The following is a 17,338-nucleotide window of genomic DNA, read 5'->3' on the forward strand; positions in this document are numbered from 1 at the left end:
AATGTATCCTTAAACTTGTATGAATGTCTAAATACGTATTGAAGGAGAAGAGATAGATGAGCACAGAAAAATATATCGTTTTCCGCTTAAATGAACAAGAATATGGCGCAAGTATTCAACAAATTGTGTCCATTGAGAAGTTGCTTGATATAACAAAATTACCGCAAGTCTCAGATTTTATTGAAGGCATTACAAAACTACGAGGTGAAGTGATTCCTGTCATTGACTTAAAGCGCCGTATGGATATGGATAAGACTAATAAGACAGAACATTCTCGCATGCTTGTTGCGCTTGTTGATGGCGTATCGGTTGGCTTTATTGTGGATGAAGCATCAGATGTTTTGGATATCGATGAAGAAATTATCGAACCAGCACCAACATCTATTCGTGGTGTTAACGCGAAGTTCTTAAATGGGGTTGCAAAGTTAGAGGATCGTTTGTTGCTCTTAGTTGATTTAGCTTATATCTTGAATCACCAAGAATTGAACGAAGTTAAAGAAGTTGCAGAAGTACAGTAAATACGTTTAAACGAGAAATAAAAGAGTTAGAGGAGAGTATTAAATTATGGCACGTATTTTAGTTACCGATGATGCTGCATTTATGCGTATGCAGCTGAAAAATATTTTTCAATCACTAGGACATGAAGTTGTTGGCGAGGCCGAGAATGGTCAAGTGGCAATTAATATGTACAATGAGTTGAAACCAGATTTAGTGACAATGGACATTACTATGCCCGAGATGAACGGGGTAGAGGCTGTTAAAAATATTAAAGCCAATGACCCGGGTGCCACAATTGTCATGTGCTCAGCGATGGGACAACAACAAATGGTGCTTGAAGCGATCCAAGCAGGTGCGAAAGACTTTATTGTTAAGCCATTTGACCAAGATCGTATTAAACAAGCATTAGAGAAAATATTTTAATGAAATAAAAGGTCACAGATAAGTTTTCTTATCTGTGACCTTTTTTAGCTTAATATTAAGTTTTTTTGATTAAAATATGTGAACATCACTTAATTTCTGGATAGCGATAAGCGACTTCTTCCATCTTCTGATCGTAATCTACGACTAAATTATGACCTTCAAAGAACCAAAGATCATCTTCTTTAATGTAAAAAGTAAGGCCGCTTTTTTCGACCTTTTCACCCACTGGTCCATCAATCGCTTCATCATGCACCTCAAAAGCTAAGGCATAGCCTTCACGAATTGGACTTGAACCGTAAATCTTTACGTAAAAACGAACTGCGCTACCTTCTTCAACTAATACTTCTTCTTTAAACCATTGTATCGCTTTGTCTGTTACTTCTAATTTCATCCTTTGCACCCCTAATCTTTAATGAATACGTCATTGTAATTACTACCACTATTAATTGTAACATGTTCCTATCATTTTGTATGAGATGTTGCTTTCTAGGTTTGTCATTAATAGAAAAGACGTGCTTGTTAAGTGAGTCATTCAGATTCTCATCTCAGAGCGAGAAGACAGCTTCCGCAATTGCGTTAGCACTGTTTAATTTCTTGAATAAGTTGCGACCGATTAAAAAGAACGTTAAAATAAAATTAAATTAATTAACTAAGTCAAATAATAAGGGTGATGGTAACGATGACAATAAAGATTGGGATGGTAGGTACAGGTGGTTTTAGTAAAAAACATGCTGATATTTTGACGGGGATGAATCACGTGAGAGTGGTTGCTGTTTGCGCTACGAGTGAAGAAAAAGCGAAGCAATTTGCAAAACAGTATAACGGCATGAGGGGGTATTGCGATTTTTACGAGATGTTAAACAATGAAACGTTAGATGGTGTCTATTTGTGTGTGCCACCAATGGCGCATGGTGAGATGGAGCTTGCATTAGTGGAACGAGGGATTCCATTCTTTACCGAAAAGCCGCTAGGCATAACAACGGCAGTGCCAAAAAAAGTTGTTGAAGCACTTGGAAAAGTACCCGTAGTCACGGCTGTCGGTTATCATTTTCGGTACTTAGAATCGATTCAGCACCTTAAACGTCTATTAAAAGACCATACCGTAGGTATGGTGACAGGGAGATGGATGGGGACAATGCCTGAGGTGAGCTGGTGGCGTAATCAAGCATTATCAGGGGGACAATTAAATGAACAAGCGACACATATTGCCGATGTTCTACGTTACCTTTTAGGCGAGTGTGAAGAAGTCCAAGCTTATGAAGCCCAACGGGTGATGAATCGGCGGAAAGAAAATGTGACAGTGGCAGATGTCGGTACCGTTAATATCCGGTTTACATCTGGTGTTATCGCAAATATTGTCAATACGTGTGTTTTACCAGAAGAGTTAGCTGACGTAGGGTTTACAATATATACCGATTCAGCTGTAATTAACTGGACGCCTGAAGCGCTAACGATAAAAACGGCAACAACAGATCAAGTTATCGTAGATCAACAAGATCCCTATCAACAAGAAGATGCTATCTTTGTTCGAGCCATTCAGTCCGGTAGTGATAAACAGATTCTTTCCACGTATCAAGATGCTTATAATACACAACGTTTGACGGAAGCAGCACGTGTGTCTGTCGAAGAGAATAATTCTATTTGTTTGAATGATTGATTTATGATACAACAGTGCCCAACAAATGTATAAGTAATTGTCAATATCAAAACTTTTTGTAAAAGAGGTTTACTTATATGTATTAAAGGAAAGAATATACTATAGTTTATTTTATCTATTAGGGAGTGGTCATGCATGTTTAAAAAAATCCTGTTAGCTTCAGACGGCTCAGAATATTCAATCCGTGCTTGTGAGAAAGCAGTTGAGTTAGCTAAATGTCAACCTGATGCCAAAGTAACCATTCTTTACGTCGTCGACGGAACTGCGGCGAAAGCTGATGCAACATATCACTGGAATGCAAGTGATTTAGATCGTAGTCGACGTGAAAAATTAGAAATATCCGAACGAAAATTAACAGAAGCAGAAGTTGATTACAGTATCAAAATTTTACATGGTGATCCAGGCCCAACTATCGTTAAACATGCCAACGATGAACGTCATGATCTTGTCATTATTGGGAGTCGTGGCTTAAATAGCTTACAAGAGATGGTTCTTGGCAGCGTCAGCCATAAAGTGGCTAAGCGCACCGATTGTCCGGTACTTATTGTTAAATAATAGCTAAAACCCCCTAGTCATTTAAAAATGACTAGGGGGTTTGTTAATTTCAGGCGACTTGACAAGCTGGACATAAACCATATACTTCGAATTTATGACCTTCAATCATGTAGCCATTTAAGTCGTCATCGATGAAATCCATTGGACAAACTTGAAGTCGTTTAGTTGCCCCACATTTACGACAGATAAAATGGTGGTGGTGATGATTTGCGCAACGAATTTGATAATGTTTTTCGCCATCTAACTCAGTTGATTCTAGAATTCCTAATTCATGAAACAAGTGAAGGTTGCGGTAAATGGTATCAAAACTGATCCCGTCGTAATGTGGTTCCATAAAAGAGAGCAATTCTTTCGCCGTACGATAACGTCCTTCATTGGCAAAAAACTCTAAAATCATGGCGCGTTTATTCGTATACTTATAACCGGCGTTCTTTAACTGATCTAATGCTTCGTTTAAATTCATACAATCGCCTTCTTTCGTTGAGATTTTAACCACAACTTCTGTACAGTTGTTGTAATAATAAGGAATGAAATGAGGACCATCACAATCGTTCCGCCGGGTGGGATCTCTAAGTAATAACCAGAGACAATACCTAAGATAACACTGGCCTCACCAAATAGAATTGAATAAATAATCGTTTGCTTAAATCCTTTAGCAATGCGAATGCTACTTGCGACAGGGAGTGTCATAAGAGCAGACACGAGTAGCACCCCAACAATACGAATCGAAGCTGAAATAACAAGAGCCGTCAGTAAAATAAACAACAAGTGAATACTTTTTGAATGAATCCCTGATACTTTCGCATGTTCTTCATCAAAAGACAACATAAATAATTCTTTATAAAAGAGAGCGACAAGTGATAAAACAATCAGTGCGATGACCCAAATAGTATTAAAATCTTGTTTAGATACGGCAGAAACAGATCCGAATAAATAAGAATATAAGTCATTGTTTAAACCGTCGGCGAGCGCAATGAAAATCACACTTAAACCAACCCCACCTGATAAAATAATTGGAATAGCCAAATCTTGATAAGCTTTGTATACCGTTCTAAGGCGTTCTATTAGAATAGCGCCAAAAATCGAAAAGATGGTTCCTGATGTAAATGGGGTTAAGACAGCTAAACCGTATTTTTTATCCATAAATAAACCAAAGGCAATTCCAGCTAAGGTGACGTGGCTTAAACCATCAGCAATCAAACTCAAACGTCTGACAACGACAAAAGTACCGAGTAATGGAGCAATTAAACCGATGATAAGACCTGTATATAGTGTCGTACGTAAAAATTCAAATTCGAAAAATTGACTTAACAATGTTACTCACCGTCCTTAATGATTGTGGGTCACAATATTTAAATCATGACCATAAAATGATGAAATCCGTTGTTCTGATAAATTATGAAAGGCTTCTGTGTCTCCGTGAAAGTGGATTTCTTTATTGAGACAAGCCACCCCATTCGCATGACTCGTCATCGTGCCAATATCATGCGAAACAAGAAGGAGAGTGATTTTTTTTTCATGATTAAGTTTACCTAACAACTCATAAAACTTTTGCACATTTTCTGTGTCAATTCCTACTGTAGGTTCATCGAGAATAAGAAACTCAGGTTCACTTACGAGGGCACGAGCGATGAAAATACGCTGTTGTTGTCCGCCTGAAAGGTCACCAATATTTTGATTGATATACTCTGACATACCCACTAGCTCAATCGCTTCTTTGACTTTATCCCGATGCTTTTTACTAAAGAATTTCAAATAGCCAATTTGTGCGGTCAATCCCGTTGCGACAACCTCTTTAACTGTTGCCGGGAACCCGCGATTGAATGTATTTGCCTTTTGTGAGACAAAGCCAATCTTGCTCCAATTTTTAAATTTTCCTACTGAGGTCCCAAATAGCTCAATCGAACCTTGCTGTGGGGTTAAGACACCAAGTAGTAATTTTATTAATGTTGTTTTACCGCCACCATTTGGTCCTACCAGACCTAAAAAGGCTCCTCGTGGGATCGATAGATTAACATCTTTTAATGCGATTTTATCTTCGTAGGCGTAACGAATGTTTTTTAATTCAACAATTGTCTCTGTCATAGCTCGTTTGCTCCTTTTTTGGATCATTTATTCATGCACGCAATTTTTATAATTTTGTCTTTTGATAGTGTAACGGATGAAGACATGAATGTAAATAAGAATTATTACGTTTTATACTTAGTTAATCACAATAATAGAAGCTTTGTCAAAAGATGTGCAAGTTGAACAAGCGAAAAAGTGGAAAAATGAAGTAAGAGACTTTATACTGAATAAGGAGAGAAAAGAGAAAGGTAGGGATAGTATTGGCTATTGATTTTTATTGTTACCCAAAGTGTGGAACGTGTAGAAAAGCGAAGAAATGGTTAGAAACGAACGATGTGAATTATGATGAACATCATATCGTTGAAGATACACCGTCTAAAGTATTAATGATGGAACTGATTGAGCGTAGTGGACTGGATATTAAAAAATTCTTTAACACGAGTGGTCAAAAGTATCGTGAATTGAATTTAAAAGAAAAGCTACCTGAGATGACCACTGAAGAGAAAGTAGATATACTTGTTAGTGACGGGATGTTAATGAAACGCCCGCTTACATTTGATGATAAACATGTAACGGTAGGTTTTAAGGAAGAGCAATTTGAACAGACATGGAAATGAAGCAACAAAGGTAAAATAACTATTTGAAAAGGGGACGATAACATGGCGCTGCCAAAAGATTATTATTACACGGATGAACATGTATGGCTTAATATAGAAGATGATTTAGTACGTGTTGGTGTGACGGATTATGCACAAGATGAGTTAGGAGATGTCGTATTCGCAGAAATTAGCGAAGCGGGTGAAACAGTGAAAGCAAATGAAACGTTTGGTAACGTTGAATCTGTTAAAACAGTATCAGAACTCTATGCACCGATCAACGGGGAGATTGTAAAAGTCAATGACGTGTTAGAAGATAAACCAGAACTCATTAACTTATCTCCCTATGATAAGGGCTGGTTGATTGTGATTAAGCCAGATGATATAGACGATGTGAAAGCACTGATGACAAGTGATGCCTATAATGATTTTTTACGTGGTATTAGTGAAGATCATGTTGCTTTAAATTTGTCACATATCAATGATATTGATTTAACTAAATAATGAAAAAACACGCGAGTCCCCATAATAATGTGGACTCGCGTGTTTTTTCTTACAGATAAGGGCTAATAGCTTCCATTAAACTAAGAAAGTTTAAGTTTTCTCCCCATTGTTTGACGATGTTGCCGTCTTGATCAATTAACACAGTTGTTGGCACACCTAAAGCGTTGTAATTGAGGTAAGTCTCACGGCCATTGTCAACAAGGGTTGGTTGTTTAATAAAGTTCATTTTATAGCGAACGGCATCTTCGTGCTGTCTTTCTCTACCTGCGACATTAATCGTCAACATCATCAATTTGTCTTGATCAACGGTTTGATATAAGCGTTCTTTCATTGGCATGTCTTGGCTGCAATCGGGACACCAAGAAGCCCAAAAAGTGAGTAAGACCATTTTTCCGCGTAAATCACTTAACGTGAGGGAGTCATCTTGATCAATAAAAGGGAGTGTAAAATCTGGTGCAACTGTCATATATATCAATCATCCTTTCGAATAGACGCCTGTTTTCATGAATATTAGTATAACATGGACGAAATATTGTGAAAACTTATTGACAGTATATTTTTAACGTGCTATTATCACCATTAACCAATCAAATATTTAAGACTCTTATAAAGAGAGGTGGAGGGACTGGCCCGACGAAGCCCGGCAACCGTTAAATACTAAACTGTATTTAAAAAGGTGCCAATTCCTGCAAAGCGAGAGCTTTGGATGATAAGAGAACGCTTAAACGTAAGCATATGATGCCAGCGTCTTTTTGTTCTCTTATTAAAGGAGAATAAAGGGGCGCTTTTATATTGATTACAAGTGATAGATTAGAAATATAGGGCTTTAGACGATGATCACACATTCGGTTAAAGAGAAAAGCGAGAGTGCCGTGTTAAAAAGAACGAATATTTAGACATTAGGGGGAAGTCATATGATCGTAATTGATCAGTTATCAAAGATTTTTAAAACGAATGAACATGAACTTAAAGCTGTAGATGATTTAAGTTTATCGATTGAAAAAGGTGAGATATTTGGTGTGATTGGCTATAGTGGGGCGGGTAAAAGTACCTTTATCCGTTTAATCAATCGTTTAGAAGAACCGACAAGTGGGACCGTAGAAATTGAAGGGCAAAACATTACTGGCCTTGCTAGACACGATTTGCGGGTGAAGCGTCAAGAAATCGGAATGATTTTTCAGCACTTTAACTTGCTGTGGTCACGTACTGTTGAAGAAAACATTGCCTTCCCATTAGAAATTGCTGGGACATCAAAAGCTAACATTAAAGTGCGTGTCCAAGAACTAATTGACCTCGTTGGGTTAACAGGTAAGGAAAAGAATTACCCCTCACAACTCAGCGGAGGACAAAAGCAACGGGTAGGGATTGCCCGAGCACTCGCAAATAAGCCGAAAGTGTTGCTCTGTGATGAGGCAACTTCCGCCCTTGACCCAGAGACAACGGATTCAATTTTAGCCCTGCTTGTTGATATTAATGAAAAATTAGGCTTAACCATTATCCTCATTACTCATGAAATGCACGTCATTCAAAAGATTTGTCATAACGTGGCGGTCATGGAAGCTGGACGTATAGTCGAACAAGGCAATGTTCTTGAAGTTTTCACGCACCCTAAAAAACCGGTGACAAAAAAGTTTGTTGAACAAGTCATGGGCAAACCAAATGACGAACTCACCGATGATCTACTGATTGAACATATTTCAGATGGTCATGTGTTAAAGTTAACCTTTGTGAAAGAAACGGCGAATCAAGCGATTATTTCAGAAGTGGCTAAGCACTATGATGTTGATATTAATATTATTCAAGGAAATATAAAACAGACACAAGAAGGAGCTTACGGTTCACTTTATCTACAAATGACAGGGGACTTATCAGCAGTGGAACAAGCGATGCAATTTATTCGATCAACGTCAGTCGATGTGGAGGTGATCGCTCATGGCTAATCTTTTCCCGAACATTGATTGGATGGATTTATTATTGGCAACCGGTGAAACACTTTATATGACGCTTGTAGCCTTAGTCGGCACATTGGTTTTGGGTACCGTATTAGGGTTACTGATTTATTTATCAGCACCGGGCAACCTTTGGGAGAATAAAATTGTTTATTTGATTACCGCAGGTTTCGTGAACATATTTAGAGCGATTCCATTTATTATTTTAATCTTTTTAATATTACCACTTACAGTATTACTATTTGGGACATTCCGAGGACCAACCGCGGCACTACCCGCCCTTATTTTAGGTTCAGCACCGTTTTATGGCCGGCTCGTTGAGATTGCGCTTAGAGAAGTAGATCATGGTGTCATTGAAGCGGCAAAAGCAATGGGAGCAAAAACGTCAACAATTATTTTTAAAGTCTTATTAAAAGAATCGATGCCGGCGCTCGTTTCAGGACTAACAGTAACGGCAATTGCTTTAATCGGTTATACTGCCGTCGCAGGTTCGATTGGTGCTGGTGGTCTTGGCGATTATGCTTACTTCTACGGCTTTACTCGGCGAGATATGGATATCGTTTATGTCTGTACACTCTTGATTGTGTTCATTGTGTTTATCTTTCAATTTATTGGTGATGTTATTACGAAGAAAATCGATAAGCGCTAATGCGCCTATTCATATAACAAAAAAGAAAAGGGGATTTAATGATGAAAAAAATTGTAACCTTGTTTTTACTTGTCTTATCACTCGGATTTTTAGCTGCTTGCGGAGAAGAGTCAGCAGAGAATGAAATTAAAGTTGGAGCAACTTCTGTTCCTCACGCAGAAATCTTAGAAGAAGCCCGTCCATTATTAGAAGAAGAAGGTATTGAGTTAACGATTGAAACGTATACAGATTATGCCTTACCAAACGAAGATTTATCACGCGGAGAATTGGATGCTAACTACTTCCAACACATTCCGTTCTTCGAATTATCAATGAAAGACCATGACTATGAATTAGTCAATCTAGGTAGTATTCACATTGAGCCACTGGGTGTCTTTTCGAAAGATATTGCCTCTGTTGATGATATTGCAGAAGGAACAGAAGTGATTATTAGCCGTAGCGTCCCTGACCATGGACGGATCCTTGCTTTATTTGAAGCAAATGGATTTATTACCTTAGCTGATGATGTCGATAAATCAGCGGTGACAATCGATGATATTGTTGATAACCCATTAAACTTAACCTTCTCACCATCAGTGAACCCAGAGTTCTTAATTGAAGCGTATGAGAATGAAGCAAATACGCTTGTGGCGATTAATGGTAACTATGCGATTGAAGCAGGACTATCACCTGTAGATGATGCTTTATTCGTTGAAGGTGCTGACTCACTGTATGTGAATATCATCGCCGGACGTGCAGAAGATGAAGATAATGAGAATCTTCAAAAGCTAGTCGAAATCTTGCATTCAGAAGAAATTACTAATTTCATTACTGAAAAGTATCAAGGCGAAGTTGTTCCTGTTGCTGGTGAATAACTGAACAATGAAATACAGACGAAAACAGAAGAATTCGTCTGTATTTTCATGTGTGCTGAGATATGTTGAATAGAGTGGTTATTACTCGGTGAAATGAGGTCAAATCAAGCTATAGTGTGTTTTTCATAGTAAGGCCAGCGTGCTATAATGATAATTGAATCAAGTAATAAATAAATTAATCATTAAGGGGACTTTTAAAACGAGATGGAAAAGCTCAATTTAAACTACACACCAGAAATGGAAAAAGCCATGCATCAGAGTCACGGCGTAAATTTCACAGAATATGAAATGAATGTCGAGAAGCGCATGAAAGTCGAGCGAGAACGAGAAAAAAGTCATGAGCAAAGTATGAAATTGATTGCTGAACTTCAACAAGATATTCACCGAGATATGTAAACTCAATTAACATGAGTAAATGAGAAAAACCTCCGCGCTATTTGAATGAATAATGCGGAGGTTTTTCTTTATATTACCAAAAAACTAAATGAGATCAAAAGATTTTGGTGGCTCGTTTTTTGATTTTTCTTGTTACTGTGAGGAAAATAACTGAAAGATGTGGCAAAGTTTAACTAACATGAGACGCTAATTTCGACTTTACAAACGTATTTGTTTGAAAAGTGATGTTTTTGGTCTTAAAATCTTGCCATAATTTTTGAAATAGTTTAAGATTGTAATGAGTATAAACTGAGAATGAAAATGAGTCTCAGTATCAGAATAACACGTAAGTAAATTACTTAGGAGGTATAGATATGAGTGGTTCGACATTAGAAATTAAAGATCTTCATGTGGAGATTGATGGTAAAGAGATTTTAAAAGGTGTTAATTTAACGATAAAAGGTGGCGAGTTCCATGCGATTATGGGACCAAATGGTACGGGTAAATCAACACTTGCCTCTGCTATTATGGGTCATCCGAAATACGAAGTAACAAAGGGACAGATTTTAATGGACGGTGAAGATGTTTTAGAGATGGAAGTAGACGAACGCGCACAAGCGGGTCTATTTTTAGCAATGCAGTACCCAAGTGAAATCAGTGGCGTAACAACATCAGATTTCTTACGCTCTTCTATTAATGCTCATCGCGAAGAGGGTGATGAAATTCCATTAATGAAGTTTATTAAAGAAATGGATGGTGCCATGGACTATCTAGAAATGGATAAAAACATGTCACAACGTTATCTTAATGAAGGATTCTCAGGTGGAGAGAAAAAACGTAATGAAATCCTCCAACTCATGTTATTAAAACCTGCGATTGGTATTTTAGATGAGATTGATTCTGGTCTAGATATTGATGCACTTAAAGTCGTTTCAAAAGGTATTAATAAATTACGTAACGAGAACTTTGGCTGTTTAATTATTACGCACTACCAACGGTTACTCAATTATGTTACACCTGATTACGTACACGTCATGATGCAAGGGCGCGTTGTGAAATCTGGTGGACCAGAACTTGTCGAACGTTTAGAGAGTGAAGGTTATGAATGGATTAAAGATGAACTTGGAATCGAAGACGAAACTGTCGGCGAATAATTTGTAAGGGAGGAGGAATTCGATGTCTAACGATGTATTTACGCGGGACTATATAGAAAGTTACTCGACACAACAACAAGAACCAACCTGGATGACGGACTTTCGCTTAAAAGCTTTTGAAACCGCTGAAGCGATTGATATGCCAAAACCAGATAAAACAAAAATTACCCGTTGGGATTTTGATACATTTGAACATGTAACCAACAACCAATCGGCTAAACAAATCGCCCTTAATGATTTACCTGAAGGGATTAAAAAGTTTATTGACATTGAAAAAGAACAAAATCTATTAATCTTACGTGATAATGTTCGTGAGTATGTCCACTTGAGTGAAGCTTTAACGAAACAAGGTGTGATTGTCACTGACCTAAGAACAGCGATCAAAGAACATGCGGATCTAGTGAAACAATACTTTATGACAGATGCGGTAAGCGTAAATGAACATAAGTTAACGGCGCTTCACGGAGCACTCGTTAATGGAGGGGCATTTATCTATGTACCAAAAAATGTGGTGGTTGAAGAGCCCATCCAAACAATCTTTTGGCAAGATAACCCAGCGCAAGCGCTATTTAACCACGTCATACTTGTGGCCGAAGAAAATAGTGAAGTCACATACGTTGAAAATTACTTAGCGTCTGAAACAGAAGCAAAAACAGTCATGAACGTAGTGAGTGAAGTATTTGCAAAAGCGAATGCAAAAGTCTCATACGGTTCTGTTGACCACTTTGCGCACGGCACAACGTCTTATATTAACCGTCGTGGCTTAGCTGATCGTGATGCGAAAATTGAGTGGGCACTGGGCCAAATGAATGATGGCGATACCATTTCAGAAAACGTGACGCACCTACTGGGTGATCAATCCGTTTGTTATGCAAAAGCCGTATCAGTTGGGCGTGGTGATCAAACACAAAACTTTACGGCTCACATTGTGAACCACGGTAAACATACTGACGGTATTATCCTCCAGCACGGTGTCATGAAAGAAAAAGCGACAGGTATCTTCCACGGTATCGGTAAGATTGAACACGGTGGAACGAAAGCAAACGCAGAACAAGAATCACGTGTGTTAATGTTAAGTAAGCATGCTAGAGGAGACGCGAACCCAATCTTACTCATTGACGAAGATGATGTAACAGCTGGGCATGCGGCGTCTGTTGGACGTGTTGATCCGGTTCAACTTTATTATCTTATGAGCCGTGGGATTTCTAAGCAAGAAGCGGAACGGCTTATTATTCATGGTTTCTTAGCACCGGTTGTAAATGAAATTCCAATTGAAGCAGTGCGTAAGCAACTAACAGACGTTATCGAAGGGAAAGTATACTAACATGACGCTCTTAGATGTCAAAAGTGATTTCCCGCTTTTAAATCAACAAATTAATGACCATTCGCTTGTTTATTTGGATTCAGCTGCAACGGCGCAAAAACCACAAGTGGTTATTGATGCAGTTAGTGATTATTATAAATATGATAATGCAAATGTTCACCGCGGTGTGCACACGCTTGGTCAACGGGCAACGGATGCTTATGAAGGAGCACGTGAGACGGTCACGCAATTTATTCATGCGAAAGATTCAAAAGAGATCATTTTCACTCGTGGTACAACAAGTAGTATTAATATTGTTGCAAGAAGTTATGGTGATGCCTTTATTACAGCTGGTGACGAGATTGTTTTAACTGAAATGGAGCACCACAGTAATCTGATTCCGTGGCAACAAGTGGCTAAAAGGACGGGCGCAACCCTTAAATTTATTCCACTTGAAGTAGACGGGACAATAACCATGACGTCTGTTAAAGAAACTATCACAGAAAAAACGAAACTGGTAGCCATCACGCACGTGTCGAATGTATTAGGGACGATTAATCCGATTAAAGACATTACAAGCTACGCTCATGATTTAGGAGCCGTTGTGTTAGTGGACGGTGCACAGGCGGTCCCGCATATGGCGGTTGATGTAGAGGAACTTGATTGCGACTTTTATGCTTTTAGTGGACATAAGCTGGGCGCACCAACAGGGATCGGTGTGTTGTATGGTAAAGCAGCCTTGTTAAATCAGATGGCACCTGTTGAATTTGGCGGTGAAATGATTGACTTTGTTAGTTTAACGAGTGCGACATTTAAAGAACTGCCGTGGAAGTTTGAAGGTGGTACGCCGATTATTGCTGGAGCGGTTGGATTAGCGAAAGCGATCGATTATTTACAGACGATTGGTTTTGATAAGATTGCTGCTCATGAGAAAGCTTTAACCAACTACGCCATGTCAAAATTAAAGCAATTAGACGGAGTTGATATTTACGGGCCAGAGGAACGTTGTGGTTTAATTACCTTTAATTTAACCGACGTTCACCCGCATGATACGGCAACCGTTTTAGATTCATTCGGTGTCGCTGTAAGAGCAGGACATCATTGTTGTCAACCACTGATGAAGTGGCTTAACGTGACGGCAACAGCCAGAGCAAGTTTTTATGTATATAATACGTTTGAAGATGTTGATCTTTTTATTGACGGACTTAAACAAGCGAAGGAGTTTTTCGGAGATGTCTTTTAATAATCTAGATACACTCTATCGTCAAGTCATTATGGATCATTATAAAAACCCACGAAATAAAGGAACACTAGATAATGGATTGACCCTCGAAATGAATAATCCAACCTGTGGTGACCGGATTCAATTACACTTTATTATTGAAGATGGTACAGTGACAGATGCTAAGTTTGAAGGCGAAGGTTGTTCTATTTCACTTGCATCTGCTTCAATGATGACACAGGTCGTTAAAGGGAAATCTGTCGAAGAAGCTTTAAAGCTGTCGCAATATTTTTCTGACATGATGTTAGGAAAAGAAACTGACAGTGACGGGTTAGAACTAGGAGATATTGAGGCGCTTCAAGGTGTTCAAAAGTTCCCAGCGCGTATTAAATGTGCGACGCTGGCGTGGAAAGCGATGGAGAAAGCGATTGATCAAGAGGACGAAGCTTAATACTATGATGTAACAAAGGAGGGGCTAATATGTCTAAAAATGCACCAGAAGTAGGCGAATATAAATACGGATTTCATGATAAGGATGTCTCGATTTTCCGTACAGAACGCGGCCTTACAGAAAAAGTTGTGCGTGAAATATCTAAAATAAAAGATGAGCCTGAATGGATGTTATCATACCGTCTAAAAGCGCTCGAACATTTCTATAAAACACCAATGCCACAGTGGGGTGGCGATTTATCAGAACTTGATTTTGATGAGATTACCTATTACGTCAAACCATCTGAACGTTCTGAACGTTCATGGGATGAGGTGCCTGAAGAAATCAAGCGTACATTTGATAAGTTAGGTATTCCAGAAGCGGAACAAAAATACCTTGCCGGTGTATCTGCACAGTATGAATCTGAAGTGGTATATCACAACTTAAAAGAAGATCTTCAAAAAATGGGGATTGTCTTTAAAGATACAGATACAGCACTGAAAGAAAATGAAGATTTATTTAAAGAATACTTTGGTAAAGTGATTCCTTATACCGACAATAAGTTTTCAGCTTTAAACTCAGCAGTATGGTCAGGTGGTTCGTTTATCTATGTACCAAAAGGTGTAAAAACAGATACGCCACTACAAGCTTACTTCCGAATTAACTCAGAAAATATGGGGCAATTTGAACGGACACTCATTATCGTTGATGAGGGTGCATCGGTTCATTACGTAGAAGGATGTACAGCACCAGTGTTTACGACAAACTCACTTCACAGTGCGGTTGTTGAAATCTATGTTAAAAAAGATGCTTATTGTCGTTACACAACAATTCAAAACTGGGCTAATAATGTCTACAACCTTGTTACTAAACGAGCGACATGTGATGCCAATGCGACGATGGAATGGGTTGATGGTAACATTGGATCGAAGTTAACGATGAAATACCCTGCCGTTCTTCTAAAAGGAGAAGGTGCGCGTGGTATGACGCTGTCCATTGCTATTGCGGGTAAAGGACAACTTCAAGATGCAGGTGCAAAAATGATTCACCTGGCGCCAAATACATCGTCAACGATTGTATCTAAATCAATCTCGAAACATGGTGGTAAAGTCTCTTACCGCGGGATTGTTCACTTCGGTCGTAAGGCTGACGGGGCACGGTCAAATATTGAATGCGATACGTTAATTATGGATAACAAATCAACGTCTGATACGATTCCATATAATGAAATCTTAAATGACAACATTTCGCTTGAGCACGAAGCAAAAGTGTCAAAAGTGTCTGAAGAACAACTCTTCTACTTGATGAGTCGTGGTATTTCAGAACAAGAAGCAACCGAAATGATTGTCATGGGCTTTATCGAGCCATTCACAAAAGAACTACCAATGGAATATGCAGTTGAAATGAACCGATTAATTTCCTTTGAAATGGAAGGAAGTATTGGTTAACGTTGTTATATAAACGTTTTGGTGAGGTGTAATTGAGGCTTGCCCCTTTTTACCCACTAAATCATGAATTAATGTAATTTGAATACAAATCGAGAGATTCTTTTTCGAGTTTCTCATTAATGTGTAAATACGTATCTGCAGTGACATGTGCCGATTTATGGCTGAGTCTCTCAGATACGTATTTTTTATCGTTTTAGGGTGAGAAGACACCTTCCTCAAGTGCGTTAGCACCAGGTGGGTGATGAATTGCTGGTTTTGAATATTTTTTAAGTGGCAAACATATATCCCACACGGTATAATTAAAGCGTTAACAATGACCATCACAAAACAAAGAGAGGGTGGGTATCATGGGAATGAAGGCTATTTTTTCAAATCGCTTATATAAGCATAAAATCGCCCCTGATTTTGTGATGTCCATGGATCACACCCTCCGGGTGTTTAATCAAGCCAAACATTTTCGGTATCAAGCGGAGGTCCGTGAGCTTAGGGACTCGAAAGTGAAAAATTCCATTTCCATCCATAAAAGGTAAAAGCAACGTTACGGATTAAATGATTATTATGCGAACAGCGCTGTTTAAGAAGGACGGGCGCTTCTAACCGCACAAAAAGAGTTGAAGAACGTGTACATGCGTAATAAAAAAGAACAAATCAACGCCTTTAAAAGAAAAATAAAAGCGACGAAGGCGCGCTTGACGACCCTTCAAAAAATAAAAGCCTCTTTTGTCAAAGGAACACCGATGTTCAATAAAACGTCACGTGAACAACAAAAAGGGGCCTTTTTTGTTGTGAGATATAAGTATCACACACGCTTATTTTACTGCGCCTATAATTTTGAACATCAACATCTTGATGTTCAAATCAAACACCTAAAGTCTCGCTTGGGCCAGTTGAATTTTAAGAAAGATTGATACGAAAAACAATTGATTCAATTGACAACCAAAGTGATCGGTGTGTGTTTCGGTAGTAAAAAACTCGCCCGCGGTCGGTTAACACAAAAGTCTTATCACGCTCATCTTGAGCGTTGGCAGAAAGATTGGGCCGGGGCGCGTTACGGTAAGATGACCATTTCGGGATGGAAAGATGCTAAATCAGGTAACTTTGTCTTTCATTATCACCCGGATACCCACACTCTTATCTTTAGGGCTATCAATCAGTGTGTCATTCGTCTCTCTGACGTTGTTTTTCCTTATGGTTAAAATCATTTTTACTCTGACATAGTAAACCTAGATAAGAGTGAATAATATCACCATTTGAGATAAACGGCAGTGTTTTTATAATGGGCAAATGAATATATGAAAGATGTTCATAAACAATTGTTTTTGATAAGAGTAGGCCAATTAAACCTAATCCTGAATGGGTTGATAATGTCTCATCTGAAGCTTCAAGAATAAATTCCACGACGGCACCTACCTGGTGAAATAATATTTGAAGAAAATAACCTTCCTAACACTATTATATCAAGCATTTAGACTAGATTCATCAGATTTTTCATCACGGTGACACACGGATTCAGGTATTCTAGAATTAGTTATCTTTACTCATTGAAAATATACTAAACTGATAGTGTACAATATTTTGTGTAAACGACCTTTGACTCGTTTTTGAGCATGGAAAAAGGAAGCCTCTTTTTGTAGAATAGAGTTACCAAACAACA

Annotated in this window: 22 protein-coding genes and 1 riboswitch; of the genes, 17 read left to right on the forward strand and 5 right to left on the reverse strand. The window is 38.4% G+C overall.

The genetic code is table 11. From position 1 onward, the window contains the following. The first annotated feature begins 56 nt into the window (after positions 1–56). Together BM098_RS09795 and BM098_RS09800 are read left to right on the forward strand one after the other, a co-directional pair. Positions 57–518, forward strand: a complete 462-nt coding sequence (locus BM098_RS09795) for a chemotaxis protein CheW (protein ID WP_089832848.1) — start codon at positions 57–59, stop codon at positions 516–518. A 46-nt stretch (positions 519–564) separates the two neighbouring features. Then, the gene (locus BM098_RS09800; protein WP_089832850.1) at positions 565–921 is read left to right on the forward strand and encodes a response regulator; all 357 of its coding nucleotides are present in this window, start codon (positions 565–567) and stop codon (positions 919–921) included. Between the two features lie 85 nt (positions 922–1,006). Here BM098_RS09800 and BM098_RS09805 read toward each other — a convergent pair whose 3' ends face one another. Beyond that, positions 1,007–1,312, reverse strand: coding sequence for a HesB/YadR/YfhF family protein (locus BM098_RS09805; RefSeq protein ID WP_089832852.1), 306 nt, complete (start codon positions 1,310–1,312; stop codon positions 1,007–1,009). Between the two features lie 288 nt (positions 1,313–1,600). On the opposite strand from BM098_RS09805, the gene BM098_RS09810 reads away from it, so the two are divergent. Both BM098_RS09810 and BM098_RS09815 read left to right on the forward strand, forming a co-directional pair. Continuing rightward, the gene (locus BM098_RS09810; RefSeq protein ID WP_159430161.1) at positions 1,601–2,578 is read left to right on the forward strand and encodes a Gfo/Idh/MocA family protein; all 978 of its coding nucleotides are present in this window, start codon (positions 1,601–1,603) and stop codon (positions 2,576–2,578) included. Positions 2,579–2,713: 135 nt separating this feature from the next. Beyond that, the gene (locus BM098_RS09815) at positions 2,714–3,133 is read left to right on the forward strand and encodes a universal stress protein (protein WP_089832856.1); all 420 of its coding nucleotides are present in this window, start codon (positions 2,714–2,716) and stop codon (positions 3,131–3,133) included. A gap of 49 nt (positions 3,134–3,182) precedes the next feature. Here BM098_RS09815 and BM098_RS09820 read toward each other — a convergent pair whose 3' ends face one another. From BM098_RS09820 to BM098_RS09830, 3 genes are read right to left on the reverse strand one after another with little or no spacing between them, the layout of a single operon-like run. Beyond that, positions 3,183–3,596 carry a Fur family transcriptional regulator gene (locus BM098_RS09820; protein ID WP_089832858.1) on the reverse strand — a complete coding sequence of 138 codons (414 nt, stop codon included), beginning with the start codon at positions 3,594–3,596 and terminating at the stop codon, positions 3,183–3,185. Beyond that, positions 3,593–4,447 carry a metal ABC transporter permease gene (locus BM098_RS09825; RefSeq protein WP_089832860.1) on the reverse strand — a complete coding sequence of 285 codons (855 nt, stop codon included), beginning with the start codon at positions 4,445–4,447 and terminating at the stop codon, positions 3,593–3,595. The genes BM098_RS09820 and BM098_RS09825 overlap by 4 nt, the downstream gene beginning before the upstream one ends. Positions 4,448–4,462: 15 nt before the next feature. Further along, complete coding sequence (locus tag BM098_RS09830; RefSeq protein ID WP_089832861.1) at positions 4,463–5,218, reverse strand: metal ABC transporter ATP-binding protein; 756 nt, start codon at positions 5,216–5,218, stop codon at positions 4,463–4,465. A gap of 242 nt (positions 5,219–5,460) precedes the next feature. Between BM098_RS09830 and BM098_RS09835 the strand changes: the two genes are divergently transcribed. Next, positions 5,461–5,817 (forward strand): arsenate reductase family protein, encoded by a 357-nt coding sequence (locus BM098_RS09835; RefSeq protein WP_089832863.1) that lies wholly within the window; start codon positions 5,461–5,463, stop codon positions 5,815–5,817. Between the two features lie 42 nt (positions 5,818–5,859). Beyond that, a complete protein-coding gene (gene gcvH / locus BM098_RS09840; RefSeq protein WP_089832865.1) occupies positions 5,860–6,300 on the forward strand; it encodes a glycine cleavage system protein GcvH in 441 nt (146 codons plus the stop codon). A 49-nt stretch (positions 6,301–6,349) separates the two neighbouring features. Here gcvH and BM098_RS09845 read toward each other — a convergent pair whose 3' ends face one another. Further along, a complete protein-coding gene (locus BM098_RS09845) occupies positions 6,350–6,766 on the reverse strand; it encodes a peroxiredoxin family protein (RefSeq protein WP_089832867.1) in 417 nt (138 codons plus the stop codon). Positions 6,767–6,901: 135 nt separating this feature from the next. Further along, a riboswitch (SAM riboswitch) is annotated at positions 6,902–7,016 on the forward strand. Positions 7,017–7,214: 198 nt separating this feature from the next. Between BM098_RS09845 and BM098_RS09850 the strand changes: the two genes are divergently transcribed. The 11 genes from BM098_RS09850 (at position 7,215) to BM098_RS13350 (ending at position 16,880) form a co-directional block, all read left to right on the forward strand. Continuing rightward, positions 7,215–8,240, forward strand: coding sequence for a methionine ABC transporter ATP-binding protein (locus BM098_RS09850; RefSeq protein ID WP_089832869.1), 1,026 nt, complete (start codon positions 7,215–7,217; stop codon positions 8,238–8,240). After that, positions 8,233–8,898, forward strand: a complete 666-nt coding sequence (locus BM098_RS09855; protein ID WP_089832871.1) for a methionine ABC transporter permease — start codon at positions 8,233–8,235, stop codon at positions 8,896–8,898. Before BM098_RS09850 ends, BM098_RS09855 begins: the two co-directional genes overlap by 8 nt. Positions 8,899–8,939: 41 nt before the next feature. Continuing rightward, entirely contained in the window at positions 8,940–9,752 is an 813-nt protein-coding gene (locus BM098_RS09860) for a MetQ/NlpA family ABC transporter substrate-binding protein (protein WP_089832873.1), read from the forward strand. 204 nt (positions 9,753–9,956) lie between these two features. After that, positions 9,957–10,148 (forward strand): YuzK family famiily protein, encoded by a 192-nt coding sequence (locus tag BM098_RS09865; protein WP_089832876.1) that lies wholly within the window; start codon positions 9,957–9,959, stop codon positions 10,146–10,148. A gap of 353 nt (positions 10,149–10,501) precedes the next feature. Next, positions 10,502–11,281, forward strand: coding sequence for a Fe-S cluster assembly ATPase SufC (gene sufC, locus BM098_RS09870; protein ID WP_089832878.1), 780 nt, complete (start codon positions 10,502–10,504; stop codon positions 11,279–11,281). A gap of 22 nt (positions 11,282–11,303) precedes the next feature. Further along, positions 11,304–12,605 carry a Fe-S cluster assembly protein SufD gene (gene sufD / locus BM098_RS09875; protein ID WP_089832880.1) on the forward strand — a complete coding sequence of 434 codons (1,302 nt, stop codon included), beginning with the start codon at positions 11,304–11,306 and terminating at the stop codon, positions 12,603–12,605. Position 12,606: 1 nt separating this feature from the next. After that, positions 12,607–13,827 carry a cysteine desulfurase gene (locus BM098_RS09880; RefSeq protein ID WP_089832881.1) on the forward strand — a complete coding sequence of 407 codons (1,221 nt, stop codon included), beginning with the start codon at positions 12,607–12,609 and terminating at the stop codon, positions 13,825–13,827. Next, positions 13,817–14,257 carry a Fe-S cluster assembly sulfur transfer protein SufU gene (gene sufU / locus BM098_RS09885; protein ID WP_089832883.1) on the forward strand — a complete coding sequence of 147 codons (441 nt, stop codon included), beginning with the start codon at positions 13,817–13,819 and terminating at the stop codon, positions 14,255–14,257. The genes BM098_RS09880 and sufU overlap by 11 nt, the downstream gene beginning before the upstream one ends. A 29-nt stretch (positions 14,258–14,286) precedes the next feature. Further along, positions 14,287–15,684, forward strand: coding sequence for a Fe-S cluster assembly protein SufB (gene sufB, locus BM098_RS09890; protein ID WP_089832885.1), 1,398 nt, complete (start codon positions 14,287–14,289; stop codon positions 15,682–15,684). 626 nt (positions 15,685–16,310) lie between these two features. Further along, positions 16,311–16,592, forward strand: a complete 282-nt coding sequence (locus BM098_RS09905; RefSeq protein ID WP_143423398.1) for a hypothetical protein — start codon at positions 16,311–16,313, stop codon at positions 16,590–16,592. Between the two features lie 12 nt (positions 16,593–16,604). Further along, on the forward strand, positions 16,605–16,880 hold the full coding sequence (locus BM098_RS13350) for a hypothetical protein (protein WP_143423399.1): 276 nt from the start codon (positions 16,605–16,607) through the stop codon (positions 16,878–16,880). Positions 16,881–17,338: the final 458 nt, after the last annotated feature.

The organism is Halolactibacillus halophilus (assembly GCF_900115605.1).
Lineage (GTDB): Bacteria > Bacillota > Bacilli > Bacillales > Amphibacillaceae > Halolactibacillus > Halolactibacillus halophilus.

What these genes read in the sequence shown, in the direction of transcription:
- BM098_RS09795 (WP_089832848.1), top strand. Translation starts at nt 57, where the DNA reads ATGAGCACAGAAAAATATATCGTTTTCCGCTTAAATGAACAAGAATAT.
- BM098_RS09800 (WP_089832850.1), top strand. Translation starts at nt 565, where the DNA reads ATGGCACGTATTTTAGTTACCGATGATGCTGCATTTATGCGTATGCAG.
- BM098_RS09805 (WP_089832852.1), bottom strand. Translation starts at nt 1,312, where the DNA reads ATGAAATTAGAAGTAACAGACAAAGCGATACAATGGTTTAAAGAAGAA.
- BM098_RS09810 (WP_159430161.1), top strand. Translation starts at nt 1,601, where the DNA reads ATGACAATAAAGATTGGGATGGTAGGTACAGGTGGTTTTAGTAAAAAA.
- BM098_RS09815 (WP_089832856.1), top strand. Translation starts at nt 2,714, where the DNA reads ATGTTTAAAAAAATCCTGTTAGCTTCAGACGGCTCAGAATATTCAATC.
- BM098_RS09820 (WP_089832858.1), bottom strand. Translation starts at nt 3,596, where the DNA reads ATGAATTTAAACGAAGCATTAGATCAGTTAAAGAACGCCGGTTATAAG.
- BM098_RS09830 (WP_089832861.1), bottom strand. Translation starts at nt 5,218, where the DNA reads ATGACAGAGACAATTGTTGAATTAAAAAACATTCGTTACGCCTACGAA.
- gcvH (WP_089832865.1), top strand. Translation starts at nt 5,860, where the DNA reads ATGGCGCTGCCAAAAGATTATTATTACACGGATGAACATGTATGGCTT.
- BM098_RS09845 (WP_089832867.1), bottom strand. Translation starts at nt 6,766, where the DNA reads ATGACAGTTGCACCAGATTTTACACTCCCTTTTATTGATCAAGATGAC.
- BM098_RS09850 (WP_089832869.1), top strand. Translation starts at nt 7,215, where the DNA reads ATGATCGTAATTGATCAGTTATCAAAGATTTTTAAAACGAATGAACAT.
- BM098_RS09855 (WP_089832871.1), top strand. Translation starts at nt 8,233, where the DNA reads ATGGCTAATCTTTTCCCGAACATTGATTGGATGGATTTATTATTGGCA.
- BM098_RS09860 (WP_089832873.1), top strand. Translation starts at nt 8,940, where the DNA reads ATGAAAAAAATTGTAACCTTGTTTTTACTTGTCTTATCACTCGGATTT.
- BM098_RS09865 (WP_089832876.1), top strand. Translation starts at nt 9,957, where the DNA reads ATGGAAAAGCTCAATTTAAACTACACACCAGAAATGGAAAAAGCCATG.
- sufC (WP_089832878.1), top strand. Translation starts at nt 10,502, where the DNA reads ATGAGTGGTTCGACATTAGAAATTAAAGATCTTCATGTGGAGATTGAT.
- sufD (WP_089832880.1), top strand. Translation starts at nt 11,304, where the DNA reads ATGTCTAACGATGTATTTACGCGGGACTATATAGAAAGTTACTCGACA.
- BM098_RS09880 (WP_089832881.1), top strand. Translation starts at nt 12,607, where the DNA reads ATGACGCTCTTAGATGTCAAAAGTGATTTCCCGCTTTTAAATCAACAA.
- sufU (WP_089832883.1), top strand. Translation starts at nt 13,817, where the DNA reads ATGTCTTTTAATAATCTAGATACACTCTATCGTCAAGTCATTATGGAT.
- sufB (WP_089832885.1), top strand. Translation starts at nt 14,287, where the DNA reads ATGTCTAAAAATGCACCAGAAGTAGGCGAATATAAATACGGATTTCAT.
- BM098_RS09905 (WP_143423398.1), top strand. Translation starts at nt 16,311, where the DNA reads ATGCGTAATAAAAAAGAACAAATCAACGCCTTTAAAAGAAAAATAAAA.